General features: G+C 73.1%; 16 protein-coding genes, 1 tRNA gene and 1 pseudogene. 9 read left to right on the top strand and 9 right to left on the bottom strand.

Annotated elements, in window-relative coordinates; translation table 11 throughout:
• Nucleotides 1-80: 80 nt before the first annotated feature.
• The 4 genes from thrC to argS all read right to left on the bottom strand — a co-directional run bounded on the left by thrC (nt 81) and on the right by argS (nt 5,620).
• A complete protein-coding gene (gene thrC, locus ACGFZ2_RS07095; RefSeq protein ID WP_393261058.1) occupies nt 81-1,130 on the bottom strand; it encodes a threonine synthase in 1,050 nt (349 codons plus the stop codon).
• A gap of 116 nt (nt 1,131-1,246) precedes the next feature.
• Nucleotides 1,247-2,560: a homoserine dehydrogenase gene (locus ACGFZ2_RS07090; RefSeq protein WP_393261661.1), complete on the bottom strand. Its 1,314-nt coding sequence runs from the start codon at nt 2,558-2,560 to the stop codon at nt 1,247-1,249.
• Nucleotides 2,561-2,568: 8 nt separating this feature from the next.
• Nucleotides 2,569-3,954 (bottom strand): diaminopimelate decarboxylase, encoded by a 1,386-nt coding sequence (gene lysA / locus ACGFZ2_RS07085; protein WP_393261061.1) that lies wholly within the window; start codon nt 3,952-3,954, stop codon nt 2,569-2,571.
• A gap of 1 nt (nt 3,955) precedes the next feature.
• Complete coding sequence (argS, locus tag ACGFZ2_RS07080; protein WP_393450968.1) at nt 3,956-5,620, bottom strand: arginine--tRNA ligase; 1,665 nt, start codon at nt 5,618-5,620, stop codon at nt 3,956-3,958.
• Nucleotides 5,621-5,720: 100 nt separating this feature from the next.
• On the opposite strand from argS, the gene ACGFZ2_RS07075 reads away from it, so the two are divergent.
• The 4 genes from ACGFZ2_RS07075 (at nt 5,721) to ACGFZ2_RS07060 (ending at nt 8,409) form a co-directional block, all read left to right on the top strand.
• Entirely contained in the window at nt 5,721-6,557 is an 837-nt protein-coding gene (locus ACGFZ2_RS07075; RefSeq protein ID WP_393450965.1) for a DUF3105 domain-containing protein, read from the top strand.
• Between the two features lie 23 nt (nt 6,558-6,580).
• A complete protein-coding gene (locus tag ACGFZ2_RS07070; RefSeq protein ID WP_393451455.1) occupies nt 6,581-7,231 on the top strand; it encodes a DUF305 domain-containing protein in 651 nt (216 codons plus the stop codon).
• Nucleotides 7,232-7,440: 209 nt separating this feature from the next.
• Nucleotides 7,441-8,133 carry a winged helix-turn-helix domain-containing protein gene (locus ACGFZ2_RS07065; RefSeq protein ID WP_393261068.1) on the top strand — a complete coding sequence of 231 codons (693 nt, stop codon included), beginning with the start codon at nt 7,441-7,443 and terminating at the stop codon, nt 8,131-8,133.
• A gap of 201 nt (nt 8,134-8,334) precedes the next feature.
• Nucleotides 8,335-8,409: transfer RNA gene (locus tag ACGFZ2_RS07060), tRNA-Arg, on the top strand.
• Between the two features lie 385 nt (nt 8,410-8,794).
• Here ACGFZ2_RS07060 and ACGFZ2_RS07055 read toward each other — a convergent pair.
• The 3 genes from ACGFZ2_RS07055 to ACGFZ2_RS07045 form a co-directional block, all read right to left on the bottom strand.
• Entirely contained in the window at nt 8,795-9,256 is a 462-nt protein-coding gene (locus ACGFZ2_RS07055) for a DUF1707 domain-containing protein (protein WP_393261070.1), read from the bottom strand.
• A gap of 249 nt (nt 9,257-9,505) precedes the next feature.
• On the bottom strand, nt 9,506-10,024 hold the full coding sequence (locus tag ACGFZ2_RS07050) for a hypothetical protein (protein ID WP_393450962.1): 519 nt from the start codon (nt 10,022-10,024) through the stop codon (nt 9,506-9,508).
• Nucleotides 10,025-10,471: 447 nt separating this feature from the next.
• On the bottom strand, nt 10,472-10,975 hold the full coding sequence (locus tag ACGFZ2_RS07045) for a DUF1772 domain-containing protein (RefSeq protein WP_393261075.1): 504 nt from the start codon (nt 10,973-10,975) through the stop codon (nt 10,472-10,474).
• A 243-nt stretch (nt 10,976-11,218) separates the two neighbouring features.
• Here ACGFZ2_RS07045 and ACGFZ2_RS07040 point away from each other — a divergent pair, with 243 nt between their 5' ends.
• Entirely contained in the window at nt 11,219-12,385 is a 1,167-nt protein-coding gene (locus ACGFZ2_RS07040; protein ID WP_393450959.1) for a sensor histidine kinase, read from the top strand.
• Nucleotides 12,382-13,044 carry a response regulator gene (locus tag ACGFZ2_RS07035; RefSeq protein WP_393450955.1) on the top strand — a complete coding sequence of 221 codons (663 nt, stop codon included), beginning with the start codon at nt 12,382-12,384 and terminating at the stop codon, nt 13,042-13,044. Before ACGFZ2_RS07040 ends, ACGFZ2_RS07035 begins: the two co-directional genes overlap by 4 nt.
• 147 nt (nt 13,045-13,191) lie before the next feature.
• Here the strand turns inward: ACGFZ2_RS07035 and ACGFZ2_RS07030 are convergent, their stop codons facing one another.
• Nucleotides 13,192-14,151 (bottom strand): DNA polymerase domain-containing protein, encoded by a 960-nt coding sequence (locus ACGFZ2_RS07030; protein WP_393450952.1) that lies wholly within the window; start codon nt 14,149-14,151, stop codon nt 13,192-13,194.
• 262 nt (nt 14,152-14,413) lie between these two features.
• Entirely contained in the window at nt 14,414-15,877 is a 1,464-nt protein-coding gene (locus ACGFZ2_RS07025; RefSeq protein WP_393450949.1) for an MFS transporter, read from the bottom strand.
• 77 nt (nt 15,878-15,954) lie between these two features.
• Here ACGFZ2_RS07025 and ACGFZ2_RS07020 point away from each other — a divergent pair, with 77 nt between their 5' ends.
• From ACGFZ2_RS07020 to ACGFZ2_RS07010, 3 genes and pseudogenes are all read left to right on the top strand, one after another.
• Nucleotides 15,955-16,386 carry a winged helix-turn-helix transcriptional regulator gene (locus tag ACGFZ2_RS07020; protein ID WP_393261096.1) on the top strand — a complete coding sequence of 144 codons (432 nt, stop codon included), beginning with the start codon at nt 15,955-15,957 and terminating at the stop codon, nt 16,384-16,386.
• A gap of 176 nt (nt 16,387-16,562) precedes the next feature.
• A complete protein-coding gene (locus ACGFZ2_RS07015) occupies nt 16,563-17,108 on the top strand; it encodes a TetR/AcrR family transcriptional regulator (protein WP_393450946.1) in 546 nt (181 codons plus the stop codon).
• A 37-nt stretch (nt 17,109-17,145) separates the two neighbouring features.
• Nucleotides 17,146-18,393: pseudogene (locus ACGFZ2_RS07010) on the top strand (MMPL family transporter); the annotation flags it as partial.
• Nucleotides 18,394-18,418: the final 25 nt, after the last annotated feature.

Here is an 18,418-nt window from a genome sequence, read left to right as displayed (position 1 = left end):
GTCTCCCGCACCCGCTGCGGCGCGCACCGGCCGCCCCCGCTCCCGGTCCCGCCCACAGGACGGGCGGGACCAGGCGTGGTTCAGGCCAGGTCGAGCGAGCGGGCGGCGGCCAGCGGGTCGTTGGCGATGGTGATCGGAGCGGGAGCGGTGGAGATGGCCCACTCCGGGTCCTTCAGGCCGTGCCCGGTGACCGTGCAGACGACCGTCGAGCCGGCCGGGATCCTGCCGGCGGCGGCCTGCTGGAGCAGGCCGGCCACGCTGGCCGCGCTGCCCAGCTCGACGAAGACCCCGACCTCGCGGGCCAGCAGCCGGTACGCGGCCAGGATCTCCCGGTCGGTGACGGCGGCGATCAGGCCGCCGGAGGAGTCCCGGGCGTCCAGCGCCCTGGTCCAGCTCGCCGGGTTGCCGATCCGGATCGCGGTGGCGATCGTGGACGGCTCGCGGACCACCTGGCCGGTGACGATCGGCGCCGCGCCGGCCGCCTGGAAGCCGTACATCTTCGGGGCCCGGGTGGCGTTGCCGTCCCGCAGCTCCTCCGAGTAGCCCATCCAGTAGGCGGAGACGTTGCCGGCGTTGCCGACCGGCAGGCAGTGGATGTCGGGGGCGTCGCCGAGCGCCTCGACGATCTCGAACGCGGCCGTCTTCTGGCCGTGCAGCCGGTCGATGTTGACCGAGTTGACCAGGGCGACCGGGTAGTCCTGGGCGAGCTTCGCCGCCAGCGACAGGCAGTCGTCGAAGTTGCCCTGCACCTGGAGCAGCTTCGCGCCGTGCACCAGTGCCTGGGCCAGCTTGCCCAGCGCAATCTTGCCCTGCGGCACGAGCACGGCGCAGGTCAGGCCGGCGCGGGCCGCGTACGCCGCCGCGGACGCGCTGGTGTTACCGGTGGAGGCGCAGATGATCGCCTTGTTGCCGGCCTCGACCGCCTTGGAGACCGCGAGCGTCATGCCCCGGTCCTTGAACGAGCCGGTGGGGTTGGCCCCCTCCACCTTCAGGTGGACGTCGCAGCCGAGCCGGGCGGAGAGCACCGGCGCGGGCAGCAGCGGGGTGTTCCCCTCGTGCAGGGTCACGACGGGCGTGGCGTCGGTGACCGGCAGCCGGTCCCGGTACGCGTCGATCAGACCCCGCCACATGTCGCTCTCCTCGCTCTATCGCCCCACTGGGCCGGGGGCACCGTCAGCGTGGACCAGCCTGCCCGGCCCGCCCGCGGCGCACCCGTCGTTAACCACCTGACGAGACGCGAACGCCGTCACGCCCCGCCCTCGACCCGCAAAACGCTCGCCACCGACCGGACGATCTCCAGCCCGCGCAGCTCGCCGACGGTGGCGGCGAGCGCCGCGTCCGGGGCCACGTGGGTGACGATGACCAGGTCCGCGTCCTCGCCCCGGCCGGCCGCGTCGCCGCCCGCCGGGCCCTGCCGCACGGTGGCGATCGAGACGTCGTGCCGGGCGAAGACGCCGGCCACCGCCTCCAGCACGCCCGGCCGGTCCGCCACGTCCAGGCTGATGTGGTAGCGGGTGAGCGCCTCCCCCATCGGCCGGACCGGCAGGTCGGCGTACGCGGACTCGCTGGCCGAGCGCACCCCGGCGAGCCGGTTGCGGGAGACCGCCACCACGTCGCCGAGGACCGCGCTGGCGGTCGGCGCACCACCGGCGCCCCGCCCGTAGAACATCAGCTGCCCGGCCGCCTCGGCCTCGACGAAGACCGCGTTGAACGCGTCGCCGACGCCGGCCAGCGGGTGGGTCAGCGGGATCATCGCCGGGTGCACCCGCACGCTGACCGTCTCCCGGCCGGCGGCGTCGGCGCCCCGGGCGGCGATGCAGAGCAGCTTGATGGTGCAGCCCATCGCCTTGGCGCTGGCCACGTCGGCGGCGGTGACCTCGGTGATGCCCTCCCGGTGCACGTCGGCCGCGCCCACCCGGGTGTGGAACGCCAGCGAGGCGAGGATGGCCGCCTTGGCCGCCGCGTCGAAGCCCTCCACGTCGGCGGTCGGGTCGGCCTCGGCGTACCCCAGCTCGGTGGCCTCCTCCAGCGCCTCCGCGAAGCCGGCGCCGGTGGCGTCCATGGCGGAGAGGATGAAGTTGGTGGTGCCGTTGACGATGCCGGTGACCCGGTTGATCCGGTCCCCGTGCAGCGACTCCCGCAGCGGGCGCAGCAGCGGGATCGCCCCGGCGACGGACGCCTCGTAGTAGAGGTCGCCGCCGCCCTCGGCCGCCGCGTCGTGCAGGGCCGCGCCGTCCTCGGCGAGCAGTGCCTTGTTGGCGGTGACCACGCTCTTGCCGGCCCGCAGCGCCTCGACGAGCCAGCTCCGCGCCGGTTCGATGCCGCCGACCACCTCGACCACCACGTCGACGTCGTCGCGCTTGATCAGCCCGAGCGGGTCGGTGGTGAACAGCGCGGGGTCGACCGGGAGGTCGCCCCGGTCGCGGCCGAGACGGCGTACGGCAATGCCGGCGATCTCCAGCGGGGCGCCGATCCGGGCGGCGAGGTCGGCCGACTGCTCGTGCAGCAACCGGACCACCTCGCTACCGACCGTGCCGCAGCCGAGCAGCGCCAGGCGCACAGGTGACGTCATCCCACATCCAATGCGAGCAGGTCCTCTTCGGTTTCCCGCCGGACGATCAGACGTGCCCGGCCGGCCCGCACCGCGACCACGGGGGGCCGGGGCACGTGGTTGTAGTTGCTGGCCATGCTCCGGCAGTAGGCGCCGGTGCCGGGCACCGCGACAAGATCTCCGGGCTGCACGTCGGCGGGCAGGAATTCATCCTTCACCACGATGTCCCCGGACTCACAATGCTTTCCCACCACGCGGGCGAGCATCGGCTCGGCGGCCGACGCCCGGGAGGCCAGCGTCGCGGAGTAGGACGCGTCGTAGAGCGCGGTGCGGATGTTGTCGCTCATCCCCCCGTCCACGCTCACGTACGTCCGGATCCCGTCGACGTCCTTGACCGTGCCGACCTCGTAGAGGGTGAACACGGCCGGCCCGACGATCGCCCGGCCCGGCTCGATCGACAGGTGCGGCACCGCCAGCCGCTCGGCGGCGCACTCGGACTCGACGATCCGGCGCATCCGCTTCGCCAGGTCCTGCGGCGCGGCCGGGTCGTCCTGGGTCGTGTACGCGATACCGAAGCCGCCGCCGAGGTCCAGCTCGGGCAACTCCACCCCGCGCGCGTCGCGGATCTGCGCCTGGAGGCCGAGCACCCGACGGGCGGAGACCTCGAAGCCACTGGCGTCGAAGATCTGCGAGCCGATGTGCGAGTGCAGGCCGCGCAGCTCCAGCACGCCCTCGTCGAGCACGCGGAAGGCCGCCTCGGCCGCCGCCCCGCCCGCGAGGGAGAAGCCGAACTTCTGGTCCTCGTGCGCGGTGGCGATGAACTCGTGGGTGTGCGCCTCGACGCCGACGGTGACGCGGATCATCACCTTCGGTCGGACGCCCCGCTCCCGGGCCAGCGCGGTGAGCCGGTCGATCTCGTGGAACGAGTCGAGGATGATCCGCCCGACCCCGGCGTCCAGCGCCCGGGCCAGCTCGCCGACCGACTTGTTGTTGCCGTGGAAGCCGATCCGCTCGGGCGGCATCCCGGCCGACAGCGCGGTGGCCAGCTCACCACCGGTGCACACGTCGAGGTGCAGGCCCTCCTCGGCGATCATCCGAACCACGGCGCGGCAGAGGAACGCCTTGCCCGCGTAGTAGACGTCGACGCCGTCGAAGGCGGTGCGGAAGTCGCGGCAGCGCGAGCGAAGGTCGTCCTCGTCGAGCACGTACACCGCCGTGCCGAACTCGGCCGCGAGGTCGCCGACGCCGAGCCCGGCCACGGTGAGCACCCCGTCGCCGCCACGCGTCACGTTGCGCGGCCAGAGCGCCGGCACCAGCGCGTTGACGTCGACCGGCGTACGCAGCCACGCCGGCCCCCGGCTGCCGATGTCCCCGTGCAGGGCACCGGCCTCATGCGCTCGCATGTCACATCCTCTCGGGGGCGGAGACGCCCAGCAGGCGCAGCCCGTTGGCGATCACGGTGCGGGTGGCGTCGTTCAGCCAGAGCCGGGCGCGGTGCAGGTCGGTGGCCTCCTCGTCGCCGCGCGGCAGGATCCGGCACTCGTCGTAGAACCGGTGGTAGGCCCCGGCCAGCTCCTCCAGGTAGCGCGCCACCCGGTGCGGCCCCCGCAGCTCGGCCGCCGTGGCGACCACGGCGGGGAACTCGGCGAGCGCCTTGAGCAGCTCGTTCTCCTTCTCGTGCCCGAGCAGCTCGGGGCGGAACGCCTCGGCGTCGCCCCGGGTCAGCCCCACCTCGGCCGCGTTGCGGCCCACGCTGGCCGTCCGGGCCGCCACGTACTGGACGTAGTAGACCGGGTTGTCGCGGGTGGCCCGGGTCCACAGCTCGACGTCGATGTCGATCGGGGAGTCGCTGGAGTAGCGGGCCAGCGCGTAGCGGGAAGCGTCGACGCCGATCGCGTCGACCAGGTCCTCCAGGGTCACCACGGTGCCGGCCCGCTTACTCATCCGGACCGGGGCGCCGTCGCGGACCAGGTTGACCATCTGGCCGATCAGGATCTCCAGGTTGCGCTCCGGGTCGTCGCCGAAGCACGCGGCCATCGCCTTCATCCGGCCGATGTAGCCGTGGTGGTCGGCGCCCAGCATGATCACGACCCGCTCGAAGCCGCGCTCGCGCTTGTCGAGGTAGTAGGCACAGTCGGCGGCGAAGTACGTCCACTCGCCGTTGGACTTGCGCAGCACCCGGTCCTTGTCGTCGCCGAAGTCGGTGGTGCGCAGCCAGGTCGCGCCGTCGCTCTCGAACACCCGGCCCTGTGCGCGCAGCCGCTCGAGGGCGAGGTCCAGCTCGCCCCGGTCGTGCAGGTCCTTCTCGTTGAAGTAGGTGTCGAACTCCACCCCGAAGCCGCGCAGCGAGGACTTGATCTCGGCGAACATGAGCTGCACGCCCTCGACCCGGAAGACCTCCTGGGCGGCGGCGTCGTCCAGCTCCAGCACGTCCGGCCGGGCGCCGCGGACGGCGTCGGCGATCTCGGTGATGTACGCCCCGGCGTAGCCGTCCTCGGGGGCCGGCTCGCCCTTCGCGGCGGCGAGCAGGGAACGGGCGAACCGGTCGATCTGGGAGCCGGCATCGTTGAAATAGTATTCCGTGCCGACATCGGCGCCGGTGGCGCGCAGCAGGCGGCTGAGCGCGTCGCCGACGGCCGCCCAGCGGACGCCGCCGATGTGCACCGGGCCGGTCGGGTTCGCCGAGACGAACTCCAGGTTGATCCGCTGGCCGGCGAGCCGCTCGCTGCGGCCGTACTCCTCGCCGGCCTCGACGATCGTCCGGGCGAGCTGGCCGGCGGCGGCCGCGTCGAGCCGGATGTTGAGGAAGCCCGGGCCGGCGATCTCCACCGACTTGACCCCCGGCGCCCGCCCGAGCTGCTCGGCGAGGGCGGTGGCCAGCTCGCGCGGCGGGACGCCCACCTTCTTGCTGAGCTGGAGCGCCAGCGTCGAGGCGTAGTCGCCGTGCTCGGGGTTGCGAGGTCGCTCCACCGCCGTGGAGTCCGGCAGGGCGGAGCGGTCCAGGCCCCGCTCGGTGAAGACGGCGTGGGCTGCGGAGAGGACGACCTCGGCGAGTTCTGCGGGAGTCACCGATCCATGTTATCGGGGGTAGACTCGGCACCCGCGGCGGCGACCCAGAGTGTGAAACCGGCCCGCCGGATCCCCTGACCGACCGACCTGACGAGGCACGATGAGCATCAGCACACCTGGTGGCGGCCCCGAGCGCCGTCCGACCGTGGTCAGCACCGGCAAGAAGCCGGCGGCGGGCCGGCCGGCTGCGGGCGCCGACAAGGCCGGGTCCGGCAGCGCCAAGACCGGGTCCGGCAACAAGGCCGGGTCCGGCAAGCCGACGGGTCCCCGCCCGGGCGCCGGGGGCAAGGGCCGCAAGCCGGTCACCCCGGTGAAGGTGAGCCAGGGCCGCTCCTGGGGCCCCATCGCGCTCTTCGTCGCCGTGGGCGTGCTCGCCGTGTCGATCATCGGCTACGGCGCCTGGGCGTCGTTCCAGGGCTCCAAGCCCTGGGAGGACCGGGCGGCCGACATCCAGGGCATCGTCAACTTCCGCGAGAAGGACAAGGACCTCGTCGCGGGCGGCAACCACCAGACCGGCCCGATCACCTACTCGGTCCTGCCGCCGGTGGCCGGCCCGCACAACGCGGCCTGGCAGAACTGCATGGGTGACGTCTACGACGCCCCGGTCGCCAACGAGCACGCGGTGCACAGCCTGGAGCACGGCACGATCTGGATCACCTACCGTCCCGGCCTGCCCGCCGACCAGGTGGCGAAGCTGACCGAGAAGGTGCAGGGCAAGGAGAAGATGATGCTCAGCCCGTTCGAGGGGCTGGACAAGCCGATCTCCCTGCAGGCCTGGGGCTACCAGCTCAAGGTCGACAACGCCGACGACAGCCGGATCGACGACTTCATCAAGGCGCTGCGGGTCAACGCCTCGATCGAGGGCCCGACCGCGCTGTGCAGCCAGGGCATCACCGCCACCGGCACCACGCCGCGCGACGGCAACCAGATGGGCTGAGGAGAGCGATGAGCACCCCGACCATGATCGATACCGCCGAGCCGGCCAGCCCCGCTCCGGAGGAGCGGCGGCCGTCCGCGCGCCGCTGGGGCACGGCCGCGCTGGCTCTCGCCGTCGTGGTCGGGCTGCTCCTCGGGTACGCCGGCGGCCTGCTGACGCCCCGGCTCACCCGGCCGGGCGAGACCTCGGCGGAGGCGGGCTTCGCCCGGGACATGACGACCCACCACGCGCAGGCGGTGGAAATGGGCCTGATCGCCTTCGACCGGGGCACGGACCCGGAGGTCCGCAGCATCGGCGGCGACATCGCCACCGCCCAGCAGGGCGAGCTCGGCATCATGCAGGCGTGGCTGCGCTCGTGGGGGCTCGACCCGGCGGGCAGCGAGCCGTCGATGTCCTGGATGTCCGACGGCGCCGGCCTGGTCAAGAACGGGCTGATGCCGGGCATGGCCACCCCCGAGGAGATGGCGAAGCTGCGCGCGGCCGACGGCCGGGAACTGGACGTCCTGTTCCTGCAAATGATGATCAAGCACCACCTGGGCGGCATCCACATGATCGACGGCGTGCTCGACGCCAGCGACGAGCCTGACGTCGTCCGGACGGCCCAGACGATGAAGAACACCCAGCGCAAGGACCTGACCAACCTGCAGAACGCGCTGAAGCGCCTGGGCGGCTGACCCGCCCCCGCCGCACCGCTCATCCGTCGAGAGGTCCGCGTCGCGCCGGTTGACCCCGGCCGACCCGGGCCTCTCGCCGTTCTCGCCGGGGCCTGTGCCCGGTTTGTCAGCGTACGTGAACTAGTGGCCGGTCCGACCGATTGCCTCGCTAAGGGAGTTTTCTCCACACATATCGTGACCAGTTGCGATTCGGGCTCGTTGCGCAAGACGTGGGGGTTGCACTGAGAGACGCACGGCGTTCGGTCACCAGCTGGTGCCGACGCCACACCATCGGCGGTGACGGGGCGGTGGCAGCCGTCCGTCGCGGACAGCGGCAGGGCGAGCCGGGAACGCTCAGCCGTGAACAGGAACTCGAACTGATCGACGTCCTGCGGGGCGTCTACCCCGACGCGCTGGGCCTGGACGAGGAGCTGTGGACGCGGCAGAGCCTGCACACCCTCATCCAGCGCCGCTTCGAGCTGCCGATGGACGCCGGCGCGGTCGGGGCGTACCTGCGGGCCTGGGGGTTGGGCCCGCGGGAGCCCCGGGAGCGGGCCTGCGGGCTCTGCGTGGGCGCGGTGGAGCGCTGGGTGCGCAGCGAGTACCCGGCCATCACCCGGGCCGCGCAGGAGCACCTCGCCGAGGTCTACTGGATCGGCCGGGTACGCCTGCGCGGCACCATGCCGGCGGCGGACGTCATCTCCGCCGTCTCGTCCCGCGGCCGGGTGCGCTTCATGATCACCACGCCGTCGGTCGACCCGCCGCTCCCCCGCGACTTCGTGCTGCGGCTCAGCGGCGCGGAGCAGCGGACGGTGCACCTGATCGTCGACGGCTCCTGGCCCCGCAGCGAGTGGCCCCGCCGGCTGCCCCGCCGCATCGTGCTGCACCCGCTGCCCAGCTGCGGCCGCGCCGTCGCCGCCTGACCGGGCTCGGCCGGGCTGACCGGGCTGACCAGCCTGACCGGGCCGACCAGCCCGACCGGGCCGACCAGCCCGCGCCGGTCAACCAGCGGGCCGACCAGGCGTTCCGGGCCGCCCGCGGCCTGGCTCGGCGACACGGGCTCGATCATCCGATACCGATTCGGCGTTCCGGGGAGGCGTTTGCTAGTCTTCTCAAGTCGCTGAGCCCCCGTAGCTCAGGGGATAGAGCACCGCCCTCCGGAGGCGGGGGCGCAGGTTCGAATCCTGCCGGGGGCACCAGAGCCGACCAGCACGAGAAGGCCCTTGACCAGGCAAAACCCGGTCAAGGGCCTTCATCATGTGTGCGGCGGTGTCCGGGGCCGTCAGCGGCACGTAGCGGGCGTCCGTGCCACATACGTGCCGAAGTTTCGGCGCGGGTCAGTCGTGGCAAAGCGCTCTCGATGCGCTGCCGGCGAGCGGCGTCACCGCCGTCCAGACACCTGGCGTAGATCCTCAACAGCACCCCGCCGGATCGCCCGGCCCACTCGGCTACCTGGGTCGGCGGCACTCCCCCGTTGAGCCACCTCGACACGGCGGCGTGCCGCGGGTCGTGCGGGTTCGTGCAGGGGCGAGGCTTGCACCTCGGGCGTGAGGACGGCGGCCCGCGCCCAGCACGACCTACGCATTACAAGAGCAAGTCCTTCACGTACTCCAGCGCGTTGACAGCAATCCAGGCGATTTGCAGGGCAACGCCGAACGAGCCGCCGACAAGCCCCAAGACTGCCACCGCGCGGCAAAGAGCGTGAGTGCTTGCACGAATCGCGAACAGGCCGAACACGACGCCGGTGGCTCCGAGAAGGGCACCGAAATCAAGGTGCGGAAACAGCGGCATCCAGACCACGCCCCCGGCCAGCGCCAAGAGCGATAGGGCCAGGCCTGTGTAATCGACGACCAGGCTTCGGTTGTCGCGCTCCGCCGGCGGCAGGTCGGCGACCAGGGCCGCCAACTCGCTGTAGGTCCTCGCGGCATAGGCCTGCCCTGACCGATCAGTCAACTCGGCGAGGGTCAGTCGCCCCTCGCTGGCAGCGGCACCGAGCCGAGCCACAACAGCTTCCCGATCACGATCGGACACCCGCAGGTCGTTCACAAGCAAAGCCTACTGACGACCTGGTCACGCTAAGGGGCCTTCGCCAATTCTCACTACGCCAAGTATGCCGTGACGGCATGCCTCATCGCCTCGATGCCAGTCAGGAGATAGGCGTTCGTGCCGGCTACCGGCTCACCTCTCCTGTCCGCTGCCACAGTCTTGACGGCAGCCCATTCGACGAGCACAGCGAGGCCGGCCGCAGGAACGACGGCAACGGCTGCGGCCACATACCCGCCTCAGATCCCAGCATCACTCGACAAGCTGATCCTCGATGAAGCGCATCCGCTTCACGATTTTGCCCTTCTTGCTCTTCTCATAAACATCGTAGTTCTTTTTCGGATCGACATCCGACCAGGAGACAGATGCAACCAGATCGTTCTTGTGATGTTCGAGTCGATCCGTGTTCAGGTAGCCTTCATCAGGCTGCCAGCCTCTCGGCAGATCCTCGCTCTCCCTGTAGAAGGACACGTCGAAAACCCTGTTCCGACCTGGTGTCGCCTCGACTTCTCCGTCAATCGGGTGATCCTTGCTGTAGCCCTCGACCAGTTCTTTCAACTCCGTGAGATCTTTCGGTGGGTTCAGGATCATGTAGTGCCTCTTGACGGTCACCGCCTCACCCTGCCTGCCGAAGACCTGTGCGGTGTTCTCGATTTCGACAATCTCCGTCCGCCCGTCGGATCCTTCGCTCTCCGTGCATCCGATCAGGCTCAACGGAATGACGAGCGCACCAACAATCAGAGCCAGGACCTTCGAACCAGCCTTAATCACTAAACCCTCTCAATGTGCATCCGTTCCCGTTTAACCGATGGGCCGCAGCGCGGCCAACAACGTCCACGGGTCCACCGAGCGCGGGGCGTCTACGCGGCAAACGCCTCGGGCCACCTCGATCGTCCGCACGGCGGCTCATCGAAGGGCGACCGCGAGGCATGACGCGACGGCGAAGGCGGCTGCGGCGCGGGGTCGCCATGAACGCGAGGCGCGGGGCAGCGCGACCATGAGCGAGAGACTACCTATTGGATCATCGTCGCCATAGGGCAGCGCGCCCGTCGGGTGGGAAGCCCCTGTGCCGAACATGTGCCGGCGTCGACCGTCATCGCCCGCCTCGGCTCGCGGAGCCGGAAGGCGCCGATCCCGGGTGCCGGCCATGTTGGCCCTGGCGTTCGCCCAACACGCACGGGGCGGACGCAGACGCGTCCGCCCCGTTGTCCGTCTCCGTCAGGTCCGTGGCGCGGTGGACCGGGCCCAGCGCAGCAGCGCGGTGAACGCCAGCACGGCGGTCACCGCACCGCCCAGAAGACGCACCCGGTGCCCGGCGACGAACTCCGCGGCGACCTGGCGCAGGTACTCCGGGGAGTGCGTGCCGACCGGGTCGACGAACATGATCTCGTTGCGCGGCCAGAAGAAGAACACGGAGAACAGGAACTCGCAGGCGACGAACACCGCTGCCGCGCCGACGATCCACCAGCGCAGCCGGCGGTCACGCCAGGTGAGCACCGTCGCGGCGAGGGACGTGAGGACGACGGTGGCGCCGAGCGGCGGGAAGTAGTCACTCGGGCCGCCCGCCACCAGGAACTCGCGGGCCCGGTCCAGCGACGCCGGCGGGTCGCCGAAGATGTTCGGGTAGAGCATCACGGTCTCGGCGGCGACGCCGCCGAACGACATCATCGCCGTCCACACGAGAGCGACGAGCACCGCCCAGGTCAGCCTGTTGCGGGTCATGAGTCCTCCTGCCGATCCGTCGCGCCGTTCCGACGCCGTACGCCTGGTCGTCGTCGACGCTAGGCCGGCCGCCGTCGCCGGTCTGCCGCCCAGGAGCGCGAACCCGGGTCGCTTCCGGACGTGCGCCGACGCCGCCCGGTCGCCCACCCGCGCGGTCGAGGTCGCTTCCGGACGTAGCCGACAGCCGCTGACGGACGCGCCTGGGCGACAGCGCCGGCGCCCGGTTGGTCCTACGCTCGTGGCGTGCCGGTATTCCGCCCCACCCGCACCGACGCCCTGCTCGGCCTGGCCACCTTCTGCCTGGTCGCGGCGGCCGTGGCCACCGGCGACGCCCCGGGCGCCCCGGCGGCGTACGGATTCGCGGCCGGCTTCGGGGCCCTGCTGCTGGTCGCCCGGGCCTGGCCCGTGCCGGCGCTGCTGGCGACCGCGCTCGGCATCACGGCGTACTACACGCTGGACCTGCCGCCGATCGGCCTGGCCGCGCCGGCCGCCGCCGTCCTGTACGCGGCGGCGGAGCGGGGCCGGGCGCTGTGGGCGGCGGTGGTCGGCGGGGCGTTGCTGGCCGCGTCGGTGGCGTCGCGGCTGGCCGAGGGCGACGACGCCGGCATCGTCCTGGGCTTCGGCCTCGGGTCCGAGGCGGCGCTGATGCTGGCCGTCGTCGCCCTCGGCGACGCCGTCCGTCACCGGCGCTCGCTGCGGTCCGAGCTGGCGCGGCAGGTGGTCGCGGCCGCCGAGGAGCGGCGGCGGGAGGCCGCCCGGCAGGTCGAGGCCGAGCGGCTGCGCATCGCCAGGGAGGTGCACGACACCCTCGGGCACACGATGTCCGTGGTCACGCTCCAGTCGGCGGTGGCGCAGGAGGCGCTCGCCGACCGGGCACCGGAGCGGGTGGACGCGGCGCTGGCGGCGATCCGTTCGGCGGGCGGCAGCGCGATGGCCGAGCTGCGCGCGACGCTGGGCACCCTGCGCGGCGACGCCGGCGTCCGCCGGCCACCACCGGGGGTCGACCAGCTCACCGCCCTGGCGGAGGGCGTCCGCCGCAGCGGGCTCGCCGTCGACCTGCGCGTCGACGGGGACGTCGGCGCGCTGCCGGCGGTCGTGGGCACGACCGCCTACCGGGTCGTGCAGGAGGCGTTGACCAACGCGCTGCGACACGCGCGGGCCACGAGGGTCGACGTCGCCGTCCGGGCGACCGGCTCCCACCTGGCGTTGGAGGTCGTCGACGACGGCCGGGGCGCCGCCGCGCCGCCCGGTGAGGACGGCGGGAGCCAGGCACAGGACGGCGGGAGCCAGGGGCTGCGCGGGATGTCCGAGCGGGTCGCCCTGCTCGGCGGGACCATCCACACCGGCACCGCCGGGACGGGCGGCTTCCGGGTGTCCGTCCGACTGCCGCTGTCCGGGCCCCGGCCGTGACGACCCTCCGCGTCGTCCTCGTCGACGACCAGCACCTCATCCGCGCCGGGCTCCGCGCGTTGCTCGAACGCGACCCGGACATCACCGTCGTCGCCGAGGCCACCGACGGCGCCGCCGGCCTGGCCGCCGTCCGGGCCTACCGGCCGCACGTCGTCCTCATGGATGTCCGCATGCCGGGCACCGACGGCATCGAGGCCACCCGGCGCATCCTGACCGACCCCGGCCTCGCCGACGTCCAGGTGGTCATGCTGACCACCTTCGACGACGACGACTACCTCTTCGACGCCATCCGCGCCGGGGCGGCCGGGTTCCTGCTCAAGGACACCGCGCCCGACGCCCTGCGCGCCGCCGTACGCACCGTGGCCGGCGGGGACGCGCTGCTGTCGCCCGCCGTCACCCGCCGGGTCCTCGCCGCCGCCGCCCGCTCCCCCGTGCCCGACGGCACCCGGCTCGCCGGGCTCACCGAGCGGGAACGCGACGTCCTCGCCCAGGTCGGCGCCGGGCGGTCCAACGCGGAGATCGGCGCCGCCCTGCACCTCAGCCCGGACACCGCCCGCACCTACGTCAGTCGCCTGCTCGCCAAGCTGCACGCCCGCGACCGGTCCCAGCTCGTCGTGATCGCCTACGAGAGCGGGCTCGTCCGACCCGGCGAGCGGTAGCGCCACGCCGACGACACCTCCAGCCGGCCGCCGGGTTCCGGCCGGCGACGAACCTCCGGCCGGCCCGCCGGGCTCCAGCCGCCGCCGGGCTCCGGCCGGCGACGGAGCTTCGGCCGGCCGGCGGTCACCGGCGGTGCGGCGCGTACGTCAGCCGGCGGCGCGGCGGGCGCGGGCCCGGCGCTTGCCCTCGTGCATGGCCTGCACCCGCGCGATCGGGATGGTGTGCCCCTCCGCGACCAGGTCCGCCGGGAGCTGCTGCGGCGCGGGCATCCGCTCGGCCCACGGGTCGCGGTCGGCGACCAGCGCCGGGACGGTGCGGATCGTGAAGTCCGCCGGAGCGACGTCGCCCAGGTCGGTCCAGTCCACCGGGAAGGACACCGGCACGCCCGGCCGCAGCCGCGGGCTGTAGGCGGCCACCACGGTCGCCCCGCCGGCCCGCGTCGAGTCCACGAACACCTTGCCGCCCCGGTCCTCCCGGATGAAGGCGGTGGTGGCCAGCGCCGGGTCCAGCCGTTCGGCGCGGGCGGCGATCGCCCGGGTGGCGGCGGCCATGTCCTCCACGGCGGCGCCCGCCGCGACCGGCACGAAGACGTGCACGCCCTTGGCACCGCTGGTCTTGACCGCGCCGGTGAGCCCGGCGTCGGCGAGCGCCTGCCGGACCAGCAGGGCGGCGGCCACCGCCAGCCCGAACGAGTCCCCCTCGGGCGGGTCGAGGTCGAGCACCAGGTGGGTCGGGCGGTGCAGGTCGTCCACCGTGGCCAGGGTGGGGTGGTACTCCACGGCGCGCTGGTTGGCGAACCAGAGCAGGGTGCGCCGGTCGTCGCAGAGCGCGTACGAGACCTCGCGGTGGGACGCCTCGGCCCAGACGGAGGTGCGGCGTACCCAGTCCGGGGTGTACTTCGGCAGGTTCTTCTGCATGAACGCCGGCTGCCCGGGTCGGACCCGGATCACCGACAGCGGCCGGCCGCGCAGCGGCGGCAGGATCCGCTCGTGGACGGCGTCGAGGTAGTCGACCAGGTCCCGCTTGGTCGCGTCGTCGCCGTCGGACAGCGGCTGGTCGAGGTTGGTCAGCGACACCCCGTCCCGGGTCTCGTCAGCACGACTCATCCGACCACCTTCCCGGCCCGGCGACCGACGGTCAACCGGACACGACGTTGTGCCCTCCCCCGACGAGCGGATCGCCGCCGCTCCCGTGGTGCGCGATCTTGCACTTCCTGCCCCCACAAATGGGGACAGGTCACGCATCTCAAGGGCCGTAAGTGCAAGATCGTCGACGCGAGGAAGAGGCCGTGGGCTGGCTCCTTCGGCTCGGTCTGGCGCTTCCGCCCCGGTCCGGCCTGCTTCTCGTCGCGCACGCCGTCGTCGCCGGTCAGGCGGCCGACCGGCGGGCCGGGGCCGGGGCGGCGGCCGGGGCCAGCTCGGCGGCCGGGGCGGGCCGGGGGCGGAGGGTGGCCACGGCGACCAGGAGGGCGGCCGCGACGAGGGCGGCGGCCACGGTGAACGCGGTCCGGTAGCCGGCGGCGAGCGCTTCGGCCTCGGCCCAGCCGACGTTCCGCAGGCCGTCGGCGCGGCTGGCGGCCAGCGTGGCGAGCACGGCCAGCCCGAGCGCGCCGCCGACCTGCTGGGTGGTGTTGACCAGCCCGGAGGCCAGCCCGGCGTCGGCCGGGTCGGCGCCGGCCATCGCCAGCGTGGTGACCGCCGGCAGGGCGAGCCCGCCGGCGACGCCGAAGAGGAGCATCGACGGGAGCACGTCGGGCAGGTAGCCGCCGTCGACCGGGAGCCGGGCGAGCAGCAGGAACGCGGCCACCGCCAGCGCGAGCCCGGTGACCAGCAGCGCCCGCGCGCCGTACCGGGCGATCAGCCGGCCCGCGAGGCCGAGCGAGACCACCGCGATCGTCACCGGCGTGGGCAGGAAGGCCAGCCCGGTGGCCGTCGGGTCGAGATCCAGGACGAGCTGGAGTTCCAGCGCGAGGAGGAACTGGAAGCCGAAGAACGCGGCGACCATGAGGAACTGCACGACGTTGGCGGCGACCAGGTCGGGGGTGCGCAGCACCCGCGGCGGCAGCAGCGGGGTCCCGGTCGACCGCTGCCGCAGCCCGAACGCCACGAGCAGGGCCACCGCGAGCGCGGCGGCGCCGAGCGTCCGGGCCGAGGCCCAGCCGTGCTCGCCGGTGCCGACGATCGCCAGCACGGCGAGCATCAGGCCCCCGGTGACCAGCGCCGCGCCGAGCAGGTCCAGGCCGGCGCGCAGGCCGATGCCGCGGTCGGCGTCGAGCAGGCGTACGGCGGCCAGCAGGATCAGCAGCCCGATCGGCAGGTTGACCGCGAAGATGGCGGGCCAGCCGGCCAGGTCGGTGAGCACGCCCCCGGCCAGCATGCCGATCGACGCCCCGGCGGCTCCGGTGAAGCTGAAGACCGCGATCGCGCGTGCCCGCTCGGCGGGCTCCGGGAAGAGCCGGACGATCATGCCGAGACTCACCGCCATGGTGAGCGCCCCGCCGACGCCCTGGAGGAAGCGGGCCACGCCCAGCGCCTCCGGGCCGGTCGCCACCGCGCAGAACAGCGAGGCCACGGTGAACAGCGCGACGCCGGCCAGGAAGACCGCCCGCCGGCCGAGCAGGTCGCCGAGGCGTCCGGCGAGGAGCAGCAGCCCGCCGAAGGCGACGAGGTACGCGTTGACCACCCAGGCCAGGCCGGTCGCGGTGAAGCCCAGGTCCCGCTGGATGGCGGGCAGCGCCACCGCGACGATGCTGCCGTCCAGGATGATCATCAGGCTGCCGGCGCAGAGCACGAGCAGCGCCGGCCAGCGGGATTCGGCGGTACGGGTGGACACGGACGCCTCCTAGGTGCACGGTTTGTTACCAGAGACATCTTCTGTGACCATGAGGCGGAGCGTAAGGAGGCACTTTCATGTCCCAGGGGAACACCGATGTGTCCGTGGACGGGGTCCAGAAATGCGCGGCCGGCGACGCGCCTTTCACCCCCGGCCAGGCCAGGGCGTGCACCGTCCGCGAGGTGCTCGACCGGGTGGGTGGCAAGTGGAGCATCGGCATCCTGGTCGCCGCCTCCCAGGGGCCGGTGCGCTTCACCGAACTGGAGCGCACGGTGGAGGGGATCAGCCGCCGGATGCTCACCCTGACCCTGCGCAACCTGGAACGCGACGGCCTGCTGCGCCGGACGGTCTATCCGACCGTGCCGCCGAAGGTGGAGTACACCGCCACCCCGATCGCGCTGGAGCTCTACGACTCGCTGGTCGCTCTGACCAGCTGGGCCGAGCGGCACCGCACCGCGATCGCCGACGCGCGGGACGCGTACGACCGGGCGCACGGCGAGGCGGACTAGGCGACGACCCCGGTTCGGGTCCGGCGCCCCGCTGAACCTCGGCCGGACCGGCGCCGGAGGGTGTCGGCCCGCGGCACACCCCGACGGCCTGTGGGGAACGCCACGCCTTCGATCTGACCGATCGGTCAGGCTCTGACCGATCGGTCAGGCATGCTGGTTCGGGGAGGTGGACCGGCATGGTGCGGGCGGTACCGGAGACACACGACGACATCCTGGCGGCGGCGGCGCGACGCTTCGCGGTGACCGGCTACCGGGGCACCTCGTTGCAGGACATCGCCCGGGAGGTGGGCTGCTCCAAGGCGGCGGTGCTCTACCACTTCGCCAACAAGGAGGCCATCCTCACCGAGCTGATGGCCCGGCCCATGAAGGTCCTCCAGGCGCTCGGCGAGCGGATCGCCGCGCACCGGGGGGCGGACGCCCAGCGGGTCGCCGCCGAGGGCTTCGTCGACCTCGCGGTCCGGTTCCGGCGCGAGATCGCCCTGATCCGGGGCGAGTTCCCGGAGCTGCTCCAGCAGCCCGCCTTCGCGCACGTCCAGCGGATCTCCGAGCAGCTGATCGACGCGTTCGCCGGGCACCCGGAGCGCCCCTCCGCCCGGATCACCGCGCTGGTGCTGCTCGCCGGCATCGCCGAGACGTGCGGCGAGTTCGTCGACGTACCCGACGAGGAACTGCGCGCCGCCCTGCTGGCACTCGTACGACGGGCGCTGGAGCCCGTCGACTGACTCGTTCCCAACCACCACGACCGAGGACAAGGAACTCATGGCGACCCTGCTCTACCGGCTCGGCCGGGGCTCGATGCGCCGGCGGCGACTCGTCGCGGCGATCTGGCTCGTCGTACTCGTCGGACTCGGCCTCGCCGCCGCGACCCTGCGCGGCCCGATGGCGGACAACTTCACCATGCCCGGCACGGAGTCCCAGCGCGCCCTGGACCTGCTCGCCGAGCAGTTCCCGGCGGCCAGCGGCGCGACCGGCACCATCGCGGTCAAGGCACCGGCCGACGGCGCGCTCGGCAGCCCACAGGGGCAGGCCGTGGTGAAGGAACTCGCCCAGGAGGCCGCGACGCTGCCCGGGGTGGTCGGCGCCGTCGACCCGTTCCAGGTGGGGGCGGTCTCCCCCGACGGCCGGTACGCGCTGGTCCAGGTCCAGTTCGCCACCGGAGCCGACGAGGTGACCGACGCCCAACGCGACGCGTACGAGCAGGTCGGCGCGCGGGCCGAGGCCCAGGGCTGGGAGGTCGCGCCCGGCGGCGAGGTGCTCAGCGCCGTGCCGGAGGTCGGCTCGACCGAGGCGATCGGCGTCGCGATCGCCGCGATCGTCCTGGTGGTCACGTTCGGGTCGCTGGTGGCGGCCGGAATGACCATGCTGAACGCCCTGATCGGCGTGGGCGTCGGCATGGCCGGCCTCTTCGCGCTGAGCAGCGTGGTCGACCTGACCAGCACCGCGCCGATCCTCGCCCTGATGCTCGGCCTCGCGGTCGGCATCGACTACTCGCTGTTCATCACCTCCCGCTACCGGCAGAACCTGATCGAGGGGCTGCCGCCGGACGAGGCGGTGGGCCGCGCGGTGGGCACCGCCGGCTCGGCCGTGCTCTTCGCCGGGGCCACCGTGGTCATCGCGCTGGCCGGCCTGGCCGTGGTCAACATCCCGTTCCTGACCGTGATGGGTCTGGCCGCCGCCGCCACGGTCACCGTCGCGGTGCTCGTCGCGATCACGCTCCAGCCCGCCCTGCTCGGATTCGCCGGCCGCCGGGTGCTTTCCCGCAGGCTGCGCTCGTCCGTGCCGGCCGGGGACGGGGCGGTCGACGGCGCCGCGGCGTCAGCGGCCAAGAACCGGTCCGGGCTCGGGTTCCGCTGGGCGCGCGCCGTCACCCGGTTCCGGATCCCCGTCATCCTGGTCGGGCTGCTCGGGCTGGGCCTGCTCGCGCTGCCCACGCCGGACATGCGGCTGGCGCTGCCCGACGCGGGCACCGCGCCCGTCGGCTCGCCCGCCCGGGCGTCCAACGACCTGATCACCGAGGGCTTCGGGCCGGGCT

Source organism: Micromonospora sp. NPDC048063 (genome assembly GCF_043202855.1).
Taxonomy (GTDB): Bacteria; Actinomycetota; Actinomycetes; order Mycobacteriales; family Micromonosporaceae; genus Micromonospora.
The sequence above is the reverse complement of the archived record's forward strand: the minus strand, read 5'-3'. Positions and strand labels throughout refer to the sequence as shown.

Excerpts from the sequence above, each read along its gene's own strand:
- thrC (WP_393261058.1), bottom strand. The coding sequence starts at position 1,130 with ATGTGGCGGGGTCTGATCGACGCGTACCGGGACCGGCTGCCGGTCACC.
- lysA (WP_393261061.1), bottom strand. The coding sequence starts at position 3,954 with ATGCGAGCGCATGAGGCCGGTGCCCTGCACGGGGACATCGGCAGCCGG.
- ACGFZ2_RS07075 (WP_393450965.1), top strand. The coding sequence starts at position 5,721 with ATGAGCATCAGCACACCTGGTGGCGGCCCCGAGCGCCGTCCGACCGTG.
- ACGFZ2_RS07070 (WP_393451455.1), top strand. The coding sequence starts at position 6,581 with ATGATCGATACCGCCGAGCCGGCCAGCCCCGCTCCGGAGGAGCGGCGG.
- ACGFZ2_RS07045 (WP_393261075.1), bottom strand. The coding sequence starts at position 10,975 with ATGACCCGCAACAGGCTGACCTGGGCGGTGCTCGTCGCTCTCGTGTGG.
- ACGFZ2_RS07030 (WP_393450952.1), bottom strand. The coding sequence starts at position 14,151 with ATGAGTCGTGCTGACGAGACCCGGGACGGGGTGTCGCTGACCAACCTC.
- ACGFZ2_RS07020 (WP_393261096.1), top strand. The coding sequence starts at position 15,955 with ATGTCCCAGGGGAACACCGATGTGTCCGTGGACGGGGTCCAGAAATGC.
- ACGFZ2_RS07015 (WP_393450946.1), top strand. The coding sequence starts at position 16,563 with ATGGTGCGGGCGGTACCGGAGACACACGACGACATCCTGGCGGCGGCG.